11 protein-coding genes are annotated in these 13,586 nt (G+C 58.7%); 2 read left to right on the top strand and 9 right to left on the bottom strand.

Annotated features, from left to right (window positions below; translation table 11 throughout):
* Positions 1 to 3: 3 nt before the first annotated feature.
* From IT444_05620 to IT444_05595, 6 genes are all read right to left on the bottom strand, one after another.
* A complete protein-coding gene (locus tag IT444_05620; GenBank protein MCC7192245.1) occupies positions 4 to 921 on the bottom strand; it encodes a DUF58 domain-containing protein in 918 nt (305 codons plus the stop codon).
* Between the two features lie 137 nt (positions 922 to 1,058).
* The gene (locus tag IT444_05615; protein MCC7192244.1) at positions 1,059 to 2,078 is read right to left on the bottom strand and encodes an AAA family ATPase; all 1,020 of its coding nucleotides are present in this window, start codon (positions 2,076 to 2,078) and stop codon (positions 1,059 to 1,061) included.
* Positions 2,079 to 2,164: 86 nt separating this feature from the next.
* Positions 2,165 to 5,143 (bottom strand): CHASE2 domain-containing protein, encoded by a 2,979-nt coding sequence (locus IT444_05610; GenBank protein MCC7192243.1) that lies wholly within the window; start codon positions 5,141 to 5,143, stop codon positions 2,165 to 2,167.
* Positions 5,144 to 5,265: 122 nt separating this feature from the next.
* Positions 5,266 to 6,456 carry a hypothetical protein gene (locus IT444_05605; protein MCC7192242.1) on the bottom strand — a complete coding sequence of 397 codons (1,191 nt, stop codon included), beginning with the start codon at positions 6,454 to 6,456 and terminating at the stop codon, positions 5,266 to 5,268.
* Positions 6,457 to 6,627: 171 nt separating this feature from the next.
* Positions 6,628 to 7,266, bottom strand: coding sequence for a hypothetical protein (locus tag IT444_05600; GenBank protein ID MCC7192241.1), 639 nt, complete (start codon positions 7,264 to 7,266; stop codon positions 6,628 to 6,630).
* A 145-nt stretch (positions 7,267 to 7,411) separates the two neighbouring features.
* Positions 7,412 to 8,842: an alginate export family protein gene (locus IT444_05595; protein ID MCC7192240.1), complete on the bottom strand. Its 1,431-nt coding sequence runs from the start codon at positions 8,840 to 8,842 to the stop codon at positions 7,412 to 7,414.
* Between the two features lie 156 nt (positions 8,843 to 8,998).
* Between IT444_05595 and IT444_05590 the strand changes: the two genes are divergently transcribed.
* Positions 8,999 to 9,832: a sugar phosphate isomerase/epimerase gene (locus IT444_05590; protein ID MCC7192239.1), complete on the top strand. Its 834-nt coding sequence runs from the start codon at positions 8,999 to 9,001 to the stop codon at positions 9,830 to 9,832.
* A 34-nt stretch (positions 9,833 to 9,866) separates the two neighbouring features.
* Here IT444_05590 and IT444_05585 read toward each other — a convergent pair whose 3' ends face one another.
* Positions 9,867 to 10,667, bottom strand: a complete 801-nt coding sequence (locus tag IT444_05585) for a phytanoyl-CoA dioxygenase family protein (protein MCC7192238.1) — start codon at positions 10,665 to 10,667, stop codon at positions 9,867 to 9,869.
* 233 nt (positions 10,668 to 10,900) lie between these two features.
* Between IT444_05585 and IT444_05580 the strand changes: the two genes are divergently transcribed.
* A complete protein-coding gene (locus IT444_05580; GenBank protein ID MCC7192237.1) occupies positions 10,901 to 12,169 on the top strand; it encodes a Gfo/Idh/MocA family oxidoreductase in 1,269 nt (422 codons plus the stop codon).
* A 63-nt stretch (positions 12,170 to 12,232) separates the two neighbouring features.
* Here IT444_05580 and IT444_05575 read toward each other — a convergent pair whose 3' ends face one another.
* Both IT444_05575 and IT444_05570 read right to left on the bottom strand, forming a co-directional pair.
* Positions 12,233 to 13,105, bottom strand: a complete 873-nt coding sequence (locus IT444_05575; GenBank protein MCC7192236.1) for a hypothetical protein — start codon at positions 13,103 to 13,105, stop codon at positions 12,233 to 12,235.
* A 123-nt stretch (positions 13,106 to 13,228) separates the two neighbouring features.
* Entirely contained in the window at positions 13,229 to 13,585 is a 357-nt protein-coding gene (locus IT444_05570; protein MCC7192235.1) for a hypothetical protein, read from the bottom strand.
* Between the last annotated feature and the right edge of the window lies 1 nt (position 13,586).

The raw sequence follows: 13,586 nt of genomic DNA, 5'->3' as shown, positions 1-13,586 counted from the left end.
ACATCATCGTGCGTGACCAGGCAAGGCACCATGAAGGAACCTGCGGAGTAGTTCGGGATACGGGTCGGCTGTCGAGGCGAGAAAATAGTCGATGCCTCGCCTCGCGCATCCGGTCGCCCAATAGTCCAGAAACGCGCGGTAGCGCTCGGCATAGCGTGCACGAACCTGCGCGGGATTGACCGTCAGCCGCTCAGCAGACTCGCTGTCAACGAAAACTGCATCTTCAATCGACGGAAGATTCCATTCATCCGGATGCAGAAGATGGAACACCGCTACACGTCCCCCGCCCTGCTGGTATCGAGCTAACTGCGGAAAAAGCTGCTCGGTCGCATCGAGCAGATCGCTGAGCACCACGAGCAGAGCACGACGCGGCAGACGAGGGATCAACGAGCGAATCGCGGCGGTCAGGTCCGCAGCACCCGCAGGTGTTGTGCTTTCAAGGGTGTTCAAGACGGCATGGAGATGTTGAGGCGTCGCGCCGAATCCTGCGTTGCCACGCAGGCCATCCTGCGCCAGACTGACCAGAACTCGATCCCCCTGCCGGGTTGCCAGAAACGCCATCGCTGCTGCGCACCGTGCGCTGAAGTCGTACTTGGAATTTCCTTCACGAGGCGGATAGCCGGAATATCCCATCGACGCCGACGCATCGACGAGCATCGCAAGGGAGAGGTCGGTCTGCTGCTCAAAGAGCTTGAGAAAAAGTCGGTCCGTGCGTGCGTAGGTTTTCCAGTCCACGTCGTCAGGCGGGTCGCCCGGCTGATAGGCGCGGTAGTCCGCAAACTCGACACCCCGACCGTGGTGCTGCGAAGCGTGGCGACCGGCAAAACGACCGACAACCGGACGGCGTGTCGTCGGCGACAACCGGCCAAGCATCGCAAGCTCCGCGGGATTGAGGTACCTGCTTTTTCCGGTTGATTCCATGGCTCATCAACTCTCGGAAACCAAATTGCTTCGATATCCCTTTCAGAGGACGGCTGATTGACGGCTCATCAGCGTCCTGTAAACCCACCCGCGAGACATCATCACATCGCCTGATGCGCAGATACGCGGCAGGCAAGTTATTTCTCGTAGTCCGACTGCTTCACCGATTTCAGAATATTTTCGACGATCGATGCCGGCGTCATACCTTCACCCAATGCCTGATAATTCGGCAGCACGCGATGCCGCAGCACCAGCGGGGCAGCCTCGCGGATGTGGTCGCAGGAAACGGCTGGCAGGCCGTCCAATGCCGCCAACGCCTTGCCGAGCATCACCATGTGCTGTCCGGCGCGCGGGCCGGCCCCCCATTGCACGTATTGTCCGGCTATTGCACCGGCACCTTCACCGCTGGGGCGCGTGGCACGCGCCACGGCCACCGCATAAGTAACCACATGCGGCGAGACTGGCACGCGCTGCACGAGATCCTGAAATGCCAGCACCTCCTGTCGTGAGAAAATCGCGTCGAGATGAAACTGCTGCCCGCTCGTTGTGGATGAGACAATGCGCTCTTCCTCACTGTTGCTCGGATAGTCGAGCCAGAGGCTCGCCATGAAACGGTCAAGCTGAGCCTCCGGCAGCGGATAGGTGCCTTCCTGCTCGATGGGATTCTGCGTGGCGCAGACGATGAACGGCCGCTCAAGCGGATAGCTCCGTCCCATGCTGGTAACGGTCAGCTCCTGCATTGCCTCAAGCAGCGCGGATTGCGTCCGAGGCGGCGTGCGGTTGATCTCATCCGCGAGGACGAGGTTGGCAAAGATCGGCCCGGGCACGAAGCGCATGGCGCGTGATGCACCGCCCGCTTCCGTCCGATCTTCGTGCAGCAGTTCCATGCCGATGATGTCACTGGGCATCATGTCGGGCGTGAACTGAATGCGCTTGAACGTCCACCCCAATGCTGAGGCGAGCGTGCGCACCAGCAGCGTTTTAGCCAGACCGGGCACGCCGATGATCAGCACGTGACCTTGCGCAAGCACGGCAGCAAGCAAGGCACGAACCGCGGCATCCTGACCGATGACGATGGTTCCGATCTGCGTTCGGAGTTTTGCGGATCCGTCAGCGACTCGGCGGAGAAGCGCAGCATCTGGGGTGGGTTCAGACACGGGGGGACTCCCAATCGGTGGAATTGATTATTGCAGGAATGACCGGACGATTCGCGGGGTATCGCCCAGCCCACGGATTCCCGAAATTATTTTTCCGTGAGAACCACCTGCCCGACAAAACCATCAGGCGGCGGCTCCTTGAGATACTTCTCACACAAGCTGCGATAAAGCTCCGAAAGCGGTGAAGGTCCGGTGAAATCGTCCAGCTCACTGATGGCTGCAAGACATTCCTCAAAACGCGACCGCTGGAATGCGTCCACCATCGCTCGTGTTTTGGTGACCAGCGTGCGTTGCTGCTCTGTCGCTTCATTGCGATAGGCAAGCGGTTCATAGGTCATGACGCCTTCCGTCTTGCCGACGACGACGAGTCTGCCGATCGGTCGCAGCAGAAACTCCTCTCCGACGAGTTCAGCGGTGCGCTGACTGATGAGGGTGAGTGTTCCCGTGGCCTTGTTGGCTCCTTCCAGTCGCGAGCCTAGATTCACGTTATCACCCAGCACCGTGTAGTCGATGCGATCCTTGGTTCCCGCGGCACCGACGATCATCGATCCGGTACTCACACCCGCGCGCATCTTGAGCGTGGGCAGTCCGCGCTCGACGAGCGTCTGGTTAAAACCTGGCAGCGCCTGCTGCATCTTGAGCACCGTGGTCACCGCAGCCTGTGCGTGATCCTCTCGGGAACGCGGTGCGCCATAAAACACCATGATGCCGTCGCCGAGAAACTTGATGATCGGCTCTTTCTGCTCAGCCATTACCGGAACCATCAGCGTGAAATACTCGTTGAGGATTTCAACGGTCTTGGCTTGGAGTTGTTCGGAAAGCGTGGTGAATCCCGCCAGATCGGTGAAGGCGACCGTCACTTCCCGAACCTGCGGGCGGACAGCATCAGGATTTTCCAGCGCGTGATCGACCAGGGCCGGATCAACGTAGTTCTGGAAGATCCGCTTCATCCGGCGGCGTTCGGCAATCGAGGCGGCGAAACGGTAAAGCGTCGTACCCGACCACACCGTTGCAACCGCCACGAGCGGACCTGATGCGTTGACCAGCAGGTTGCCGTAATCGAAAAGCACGATGGCATTGACGAACAGATACCCCACGCCCAGCAGGAACGACGCGAGCGTGGCAAGCCCCGGCGAGAGCCGAGCCACCGCCGCAGTCACCGCCAGACCCAGCACCAGCGTGATGGCGAGGGTCGTCCAGCCCGACGCGCGCCACCAGACCTCGCCGGTCATGATCGCGTTGAAAATCACGCCGTGAACCACCGGGCCGGGACACTTGGCGTGCAGACTGGTGGGGACGAAATCCGCTGCGGCCCCCGTCGCCGTCCAGCCAACGAGAACCGAACGCCCGTGAACCTGGTTGCGCAACCGCGTGCGTTCCTGAGTCAACTGGTCCTTGAGTGCCCGTACCTCGCCCGGCAGACGCTTGATGAGCTGCAGCGCGGAGAAAAACTTGATTTCATCATTGCGTGCTTCGTGCTTGTTGCGCAGGTCCTCGACTGTTCGTTCGATCTCCGGCGTCTTTCGCAGCGGGTCTCTGGCTGCCGCCTCTGCATCTTCCAACGCCTTGCGCGCCTCACGCTCCTGCCTGACCAGTTCCTCGTACTTGACCCCTTCGTAAATCTGAAAATAGCCGTTGGTTTCGAGGTATTGTCTCGCCCACTCCATGATTGGGAGCCGTGAATCAGGATCGTCGTACCGACCCTGGAGGCCGCGCAGCTTGAGCAGTTGAGGCTCGGCGTCAGCACCCAGCGTCGTCAGCAAAGATTCCAGCGCAATATCCGCGCTGCGGTTGTTGGTGATGATTCGTTCACTCAACTCGTGGGCCTGCCAGACCTGAAGAAGCGGCCAGTGCTGGCGGTAGTCACGATGATTCGGATCGTACATCGTCTGCCAGTCAGGCGTGCCGAACCACGGGATATCGAGGATGAATCCCACATCCTTGTCGATCGCGTTGAAGTGTCGCCGCCGCATCGGAATTACGATGTCAGCACGTCCCTTGACGGGAATGGTGATGCGGTCCTGATCGAACCGGATATCGGCAGGTGAGACATTGAGCTGCGCACAGGCCAGCGCCAGGCCGAACTGCGGAAAGAGAAACCCGCGGTGCTCCGCCCAGAGCGGGATGCTCCGCACCACGCCGTCATCATCAGCCTGGTAATAAACAAAACCCGTCATGCTGGCGGCGCGTGCCAGCACGACCGTCGGTGCGACGGCGAGATTGCCGGGAAGAAAGAGGGGCAGGCCGTCCGGTACGCTGCGGGAAAAACGCCGCAAAGACAACAGCGACTGAACCCGGTCATATTCGCCGCGGAGCAGACGAATCTGAGGCGATCCGGTCAACTGCGGATCGGTGCGGGGCAACAGCAGCGCGCGAAGCTCCTCTATCGAGGCAGGCTTTCGAGAAAGCAGATCAAGGACACGGTTGAACATCGCCAACCGGCGCATCTGGATGTAACGGTCCTGATCCTCCTGCACATTGCCGCGTTCCTGCCCGTGGATCTGGGCGAGCTTGCGGTCCACTTCGTCATAGGTCAGTTCGAGATCGGCTGAGGACTCGGCAAGCATTGCCGCGGCACGCGGACTGGGGTTGACCTGCAGATCAAAGGAGAGAGGCACGAGCGTCGGCTGCATCCTGCGTACCGAGTCGGCGAAAATGTCATCGTTGGCGATGGTGTCGAACACGCCCTTGACGCCGCCGTTTTCCGCCGGTTCGGTCGTGCCTTGGCGAGGTTCGTAGTCCGCCGCCTGCGGCTCAGGAAAGACGATATCGAGGCCGACCGCTTTGGCACCAGCCAGTCGAAGCTCATCGACGACATACGCCAGACGTGCGCGAGGCCAGGGCCAGGTACCCATCGCTTCAAGCGTCAGATCGTCGATATCCAGATGGATGAGTTTGTCGGTCGGAGGAGGTGTGAAAAACTGACACGTCGCGACGCGGCGGTCGTAGATCCAGTTTTCCAGTGCGTTGAGCCAGCCGGCGCGCACCGCCACGACGACACCCAGCGTCAGCAGGATGCCCAGCACCGTGGTGCGGAGAAGGAGGTTGCGTTCGCTTGTGGTCATGCGCAACGAAAAACGGATTGACAACAGAAGAGATTATCGGCGGGAAAGCAAAAGTGGTCGCACGAAGCGACGTGCGGACGCCGGATGCGCCGCCGTTTCCGCCGGTTGCGAAAGACGGGAAATCAGTGACCAGCCGTAACCGTGATCGGTGTGTAGGTGTAGTTACCTGCCTGACTGAGGACTGTGGTGAAGACCGGCTGAATGCGTGTGCCGTCGAGGAAGCCCTCAATGCGGACGGTGTTGGGGCCGCTGGTGGAGAAGACGCGGGTACCGACCTGATAGGTGCCGCTGGGGTGCTCCTCCAGCCAGTTAATCTGCTCGATGCCGTTGGCAGACGTCACATCACGAACGATCGCCCCACCGCTTGGTGAGTTGGTGCTAGGTCCGCCCTGATGTGCAATAGGTACGCCGCCAGGCGGATAGACCGCCGTGGCATATCCGGTGGGATCGACGACAAACATGTCGAGGTCGCCCGGACCGGTCCAGGAGACGAAGAAGTTCAGGTGCCCGACTTCCGGCGCTGGTGGTTCGCCGCCGCCGTGCATATCACCGATCGGACTACCCGAACGATCGAGACCCTGGAGATTCGAGCCTAAGCCGAGATTCCGCTGGTCGAAAGTCCCTGAGACAAAAGTATCGACGAGCAATGACTCGGTGCTATCGCGGCCCTGCCAGCTACCCGAATCAGCACTGCTGTCCAGCTCGGTCTGCGCAGCGTTGCCTTTGTCGTCATTTATCTGCGTGTATTGCTTACCGCCGAACCTCTGTTTCTTCTTCCCCTTGCCGTACGTCCCGGTACCTGTGAGGCTGCGAGCGATCGGAGGGAATGGCAGAGAATCTTCGAGGCTTACCTTGGTGCCGCGAATGGCCAGCGTGGCACTGGGACTGCGGATCGTTGACTGGTGATCGAGGCCGGCTGCTTCGATGTCATAGCGAGTCCGGCCGTACTTCATGCCCAGATCGGTTTTAACCATCGTCGAACTGCGGATCGCCTGAATCACCTTCACCGTTCCCAGACGGTCGAGAGTAATGACCTGATCGGGCGGGATGACAAAGCGCACCGCGGATCGCGGGCCGGTGCGGAACTCCGCGCCTTCATCCAGACGCATGCCCAGCTCCGCTTTTTTCCACGGCTGATCCTCCGCGGTGCGGACCTGCACGAGTCCCTCGATGCCCGTAATGGTGATCTCGACTTTTTCGATCTGTGCCTGATCTGCCGGCACGGTCGCCGGAGCCGCGGCGAAAGTCGCACCGTGTGTCAAGAGTACGCACAACAGCAAACCTGCGACGAATTGGATGGTTTTGGTCATCATTGGATTTATGCTCTGTTTCAACCCCTAGAATCGAGATGAACGACAACCGCATTATAGGCGCGCTCCTCACAAAAAGCGAATAAAAATTGATTTGAAACGTAAAAAAGTCCGCAGCACTGTGTAAGCGAGCATCCGCAAGATGCCGCTTGTAACCTTCGCCGTCATTGCTGCTTACGACGCGGGTTGCGTGGCAGCATCGGATTCCGTCGGGGCAGCCGGCTCCGTGGACTGTGGAGGTGTGGCTTCGCTGCCCTTTTTAGGCGGATGCTTGGCTTTTTCGGCTTGCTCAGCTTCACCGGGAAGGAACGCGGCGGGTGAGCGGGCGGGATTGACTCGTTGATAGTCCTCGACCCGGCCCATGATGCCGACGAACTCGCTCCCCGCGAATGTCTGTTGCGGACTGCTGGGCGGGTAGAGATTCATGTACATCAACTCGCGCGTCGCATAACGCGGTGTCGACCCCAGCAGGTGCATCGTCACGCCGCCTTTGATCTCCAGTGCCCGCACCAGCGCTACCGCAAGCACGCCGCGACTGATCGACTCATTAGCGGGACGGTCAAATCCTTTGGGGAGCATTCGCCGTTCTTTGAGCAGGCTCACCCGGCCGTCGTAGCTGTCAGCCGGATCTTCACGATCGGTGTAGAGCAGTAGTGCGTGAAACGCTTCATCGTTGCTCGTCACCGGACGCTCAGCCAGCGCATGCCAGAACTCGATTTGCGAATCCGGGTCGTTCCCCGCGAGCTTGTCGGTCAGCGGTTCACCCACTTTCGCCTGCTTGCAGCCGACTACGAGCAGCAGTATCGAACTCAAAAGGCAAAGGGCTTGCAGTGACAGCCCTGACTGCAGAAGCGATTTTGTCTTATGTGATTTCATCATCGCATGACTTCCAGAAAAGCTCACTCATTCATCGCTCTCGACCCAACCGCGGTGAAGATCGCCATCCCCTCGCTGCGGCTCAGAACGAGAACGTCACACCCGTGTAGAAAAAGTGACGCACATCGTGATCGGTCGTGATGGCGTCACCGGGGAAAAATGCACCGTACCGGAGTGCCAGCGACAGATCGCTGGTGATCTCCCAGTTCACGAAGAGGTCCGGCTCAAAGCCGAGATAGCTGTCGTCCTCGGTGGCTTCGTCAATCGGCGCACTGGAGTTGAACTTGTTGAAGACGAGAAAATCGATGCCAACCTGCATGCGACGGAAAAGTTTCGCCTGCGGCAGCGGGAAAGTGGAAGCACCGACACGGGTGATGATGATGTTCGACACGGGCGGCGCAAACGCCAGACCGGTATTGAGCAGGCCGAAGGAATTGAATGCGTGATCGGTTGAGCCGGGCTGATTTCCGCCGAATGTTGAGTCGGTAACCAGCCGGTCTGTGTCGCCGGTGGCGATGATCAGCTCACCGCTGAGGCGCGAGTGGTTTTGATCGGTGAAAAGGTAGTCGAGTCGGAAATCCGCGCCGAAGGCTGAGATCGGATCAGTGGTTTGCGTGACCTGGCTGAAGGTGCTGTCGAAGCTGTTGGAAAGAGTCTCGCCGCCCTGATAAGCCATTTCCACGCCGTAGAGGAGCTGATCGGTCAAGGCTCCGTTGGAACCAAAACCGATGTAGAAACTGTCGTAGCGAAAGCGAGTGGAAACCGCGCCGGTGACGAGCACCTCATCATCGTTGTTGTCATCCTGCACCAGGCCGTAAATGAATGGGCGATGCTTGGGAGTGACCTGCCAGGAGAGCATTCCGCCGTAAAAGCCGCGATGGGTGTCGTCATCAAATCCCGGCCGTGACGGGTCGATATCGGTGTTGCTGTCACGTGTGACAGACGCCAGCGCGGTCAGGGTGATCGTGTCATAGCTGAAGTTGAGCAGTGCGCCATCGAGCGTATCGCTGAGTACCAGACCATTGGCCCAGTGGACGAGCTGCCTGCCGCCGTCGAGGGTGAAATTCCCTTTGATATTTTCGCCGTTGTAAGCCTGCATCGCCCGGCGGAGATCGAAGTGGTAGGTCGCGCGATCGAGCGTGGGTTCCACCCAATCGTCGCCGTTACTGTCGAAAGCGTCACCGGAGTTGAAATCGCGGTAGGTGGTTCGGACGCGAACGAAAAAATCATGCACGTTATCGAAGTTCACCCGTGCGTATCCGTTGAGATCGTACTGGCGGAGAATGTGGGTGTTCTGGAGATTGTCATCGGTCGCCAGAAAGCTGAAGGTCGCATAGCCGCCGTAATCAATCAGTGCCCGTTGCTCCGCGGGGATATCCGGCGAAACGCGGAAACGGGTATCGCGCTGAACCTGTTCCAGGGTTCGCTCGAAGCGTTCCAGCTCGCTCTGCGCCAACACCGCTGAGGAGCAAGTCAATAACACGATCAAAGCAAACAACCAGCGGTCAAACATTCGGATAATCCCCAAAAAGAAAGGCGAAGCCATTGTAGTGGGACAAGTGCTCGTCGCAAGACACAAGCTTCGTCATTCGACGCTTACGCACGCTATCGCCGCATGGTGCCGCTTTCCGATAAGCTATTTTCGCTTAAACCGGAATGGAGTTTTCCTTTGACCAAGCTCGCAACAGTCGCGGCATTCGGTTTTCCGGACTTTAACCCGCCGACGCTGCTACCCCTTTATCGACGAATGGGCTGTCGCACCAGTCAGTTTTATCGAAACACCCGGAATCCTCCCGCCGTCGCCGACGCCCGCCGCATGGCGGAGGACGCCGGCCTGCCGATCGACTCGATTCATGGCGTATTCGGCCCCGAATACGATCCCTCGTGCCCCGATGAAAGAATCCGTCGCGACGCGGTGGAAACCTACATCCGTGAAGGGGAGCTGACACGCCAACTAGGCGGCTCCATGGTTGTCGTCCATCCCGCGCCATCTGCTGCCCAGTTGTCTGACATCACCCCCGCCGTTCGTGCTGCACGCATCGCCCCGTTTCAGAAAACACTCGCCGATCTGGCGCGCGAGGGGGATCGCCTTGGCGTCATTTATCTCTTTGAAAATATTCCCCCGAAATTCCTTTTCGGCAACGATCCCGTGCAACTCGCTCAACTCATCCGACAGATGAATCATCCGTGCATCCGCATGTGCTACGACACCGGCCACGCACACATGTCATGCTTGGATGGTCCATCCAATGCTGTCGCTGTGCTGGACGAAGTTAGAGATGTTGTGAGTTATCTCCACGTCCACGACAACGATGGGCGCGCGGATTCACATCAGGTTCCCGGTCTGGGTACGCTGGATTGGAACGCGCTCTCGCTGGTCTTGAGCAAGATGCCGCCTGCAACCGTATCAATGCTCGAATTATTCGAGCCTGAGTCCTCGCTCAAAAACCATCTCAACGCAGGGTTGCCACAAAAACTGCGCGGATGGATGGCGCTGGGCTGAACCGTCCGCACACTGCACCCGTTTGCGCGCCGTTTCAGACGGTCGCCTGCATCTGCGCCCACTGCTTGCGGCCGACCTCTTTCACCCGCGAGTCATCCCACTTTTCCAGATAGCTGTAGTTCGGATGGGCCCCCGGCAGCGCGGGACGGATCGGATCGTTGTGCTTGGTGTTGTAGCAGCAGATCAGGCTCCAGCGGGGATCATCGCTCTTGTTCTGATCGCTCCGGTGCAACAGGTTGGCATGGAAAAACAAAGCGGTACCCGGCAGCATTTCGCAATAGACCAACTCATGCCTCTTCATCGCAGCCTCTACACGCTCGAGTTCAGCACCGGTCTGTCCGCCCGCAGCACCGTGAGTAATGCGTCCGATCAGATGGCTGCCCTTGAGCACCTGGAGGCAGCCATTGCCCTTGTACGCACGATCCACCGCGATGTAGCAACTCGCCATATCGGGATAGAGGCAGTAATTGAACTTCTCCCAGTAGCCGTAATCCTGATGCCACTCCCACGCCCCGCCGACACGCGGCTCCTTCACCATCATCTTGTGATGGAAGTGATAAACCTCGTCACCGAGCAGAGCTTCCATGTTGTCAACGAGACGGCGGCTGCGAACGATCGCAGAATAGATCGTGTCCGACAGGTCATTCCGAAGCGCGAGTTTGCTGTGTCCGCCCTGTGCGTCCGCCATCGCACGTGTCTCTTTCGCCAACTCATGGTCTGCCTTGCCGATCTTCAGGAGCAGTTCCATCTCCTCAGCGTCGAACAGGTCAGGCACCATGAGGTAGCCGTCTTTTTGGAATTGCTGGATCTGGGCCGGTGTCACTTTGAACGTCATGAGTTTGGTTCCTTGAAAAACGACCCCTGATTATATCACGGTTTTCTCTGAAGTTCGGGCATGGAAACGCGGCGGAGTGGCGTGATGTGCGGCTCAGCGAACCATCGAAACACCGGCCATAAATCGTTTTGGCAACATCTAGACTTAGCTGACGTTTGCGCGCACAATGTTCCGCTTTCCCGTCGGATGCTGATACATCCGGCACTCATACCTTCTTCCAGGATTCTTTCACTGTGGCTAAGAAACCCTCCAAATCCATCATCAAGGTCGGAGTCATTGGTATCGGTCGCGGTCAGTCATACGCTGCCGGTGCCGGTGAAAACGTCGGCATGAAGCTCGTCGCCCTCTGTGATATCTGGGAGGAGCGACTCAATGCGGCGGGTAAGAAATACGGCGTCGCGACGTACACGGACTACGATAAGTTTCTCGAACACGACATGGATGCCGTCGTGCTGGCGAACTATTTTCACCAGCACGCACCTTTCGCCATTAAAGCACTCAAGGCAGGCAAGCACGTGATGAGCGAAACATCCGCCAACGCCACCCTCGCCGATGGCGTCGCGCTGTGTCGTGCCGTCGAAAAAAGCGGCAAGATCTACATGTTCGCAGAGAACTACCCGTTCACCTGTTTCAACCAGGAACTGCGGCGCGTCTATAAAACCGGAGAGATCGGCCGGGTACTTTACGCTGAAGGTGAATACAACCACCCCATGGACTCCAGGGCTCGCCTGCATATCGCACCGGGTCAGAAGCACTGGCGAAACTACCTGCCCTCGACTTACTACTGCACCCATGCCCTGGCACCGCTCATGTACATCACCGAATCAACTCCGACTTCGGTGATCGGCTTGTCGGTCGCGGCCCCCGAGTGCAACAAGGACTGCGCCCGATTGGCAGATCCGACCTCCGTGATTCTCACACAAAACGACGACGGCTCGGTCTTTCGTATCTTCGGTCTGCTTACACCGGGACACAGCAACTGGTATCGCGTTCACGGCAGCAAAGGTGCGATGGAAATCGAACGAGGAGTGGGATACTTCGGTACGGGCCGAATTCGCGTGTGGCATGAAGATTGGGACCGTGTGGAGGGCAAGATTCCTGCCGAACGCTGCTACGCCCCCGACTGGCCGGAACTTGGCGACCTGGCGCGACGGGCGGGCCACGGCGGCGGCGACTTCTGGGTTAACTATCACTTCGCCAACGCCATCCGATCCGGTCGGCCGCACTTCCTTGACGTGTACCGCGGCGTGACCATGTCCTCCGTCGGTATCCTCGCCTGGCGCAGCGCGCTGGCAAAGGGCGACCGTATGGAACTGCCCGACTTCCGCAGCGAATCAAGCCGTAAAAAATTCGCCAACGATCACTGGTCACCCTGGCCCGATGGCACCGGCGACGGCAAGGCGCCGCCGAGCATCCTCGGTCGCCCCAAGCTCGATTCCCGACGTCTCGCTCTGGCGCGCAAAGAGTGGAAGGCGATGGGGTACAAGGGTGCCGACTTCTAAGCAGGTTTCTCGGTAAACGCCGACCCGCCACGCTAACTGCAGGCTGACTGGAGCCGAACGCGGTCAGTTATTTCGTGTCTGCTCAGCCTTGCACTGCTGGTACGTTAACGTGTTGATGTTCGGGTTTTCCCAGTCGCGTGTGCCGTCCGCCTTCGCGGGATGGAAAGGCGGATTTTTAAACCACTCGCGGAAATCGTCACTGAACAGAGAGTCGTGGATCGTCGCACGCTTGCGATAAGGCAGATAGCTGCCCAGATGCCACAGGCTATTACGATAAAGCATGTAGTCGCCGGCAAAAAGATGTGCCTGGTACGCGCCGGGCATGCTTAAGGTGTAGTCACGAACGGCGGCTTCGGCATCCTCGATGTTCAACCCGCCAAAGTCCGGCTGTTGGATCGGCCGGTCAGGGAATCGACGAATCTCAGCAGTCGTATCACGACGCAGATGGCTGCCCGGCACGACCCAGGTACAGGAGTCGTCATACAGCGCGCAGTTCACCTGATTGAACATCCGAATGTCCAGCAACCGCTTGTCCCACTCCGCCAGTCGCAGGCCTCTGGCGTTATCGCGCCAGTCACGATGCCAATTCGTACACCAGGGCCGCGTGGCCGGCTCGTACAGGACGCCGCACACCTCGCGCGTCGCGTCAACGTCCACCTTTTTGCCGAAACCCGCTTCAAAGAGCGTATTGAGCGCATCAACCAAAGCCGGCAGATGGTGGAAATCCACAAACGGCTTGAAATCGATTTCGGGGTAATTGACGATCGGCTGGAGTCGCTGCGCGCTTTCACCGGATCGCTTGCGCGCGATCAGGCGTCCCTTGTCGGTTTCCCGACGAAGATCGGTCAGCAAAGAGGTTGGCACGATGGAACGAAAAATCGTGAACCCTTTTTCGTAATAATCCTTGTGATGTTGGTCAGTGAATTGAAAAGACATAATAAAATTCCTCAGCACTTACGGCCGCGTGATTCACAGCAGAAATTGTTACCGCAAATTATGAAAGTTACCACATCGATCCAGTTTGAATGCAGTGCGAGTAAAACCTCATAACACATAAACTCATCCGGTGATCTGACGCCAGAGGTCTGACTTGACCAGCAGCAGCGCGGTGAGGACAGCCAGGATCAGCAGCACCGCCACGCCTGCCAGGGCCAGCCAGAGTCCCATCCGGCTTTCCTCCGGTTCGGCATCTTCCACCCTTACTTCCGGTGCAACGAATGTCTGCTGCGCTCGGGCGTCTTTTTCCGTCTCCAGCACCATGGAAAAATCGACACTGGTGGTCGGTTTGGCCTTGGCCTTACCGCCGGGAACATCGATCTGTCCGCCGCATTTGGGGCAGGGCACCGTCACACCCGCTGCATGATCGGGTGCTCTGAACTTCGAGGCACAGATCGGACATTGAATCAGGATCGGCATG

Source organism: Phycisphaeraceae bacterium, from assembly GCA_020851465.1.
GTDB lineage: Bacteria > Planctomycetota > Phycisphaerae > Phycisphaerales > Phycisphaeraceae > JADZCR01.
This window is presented reverse-complemented; position numbering and strand designations above follow the sequence as displayed.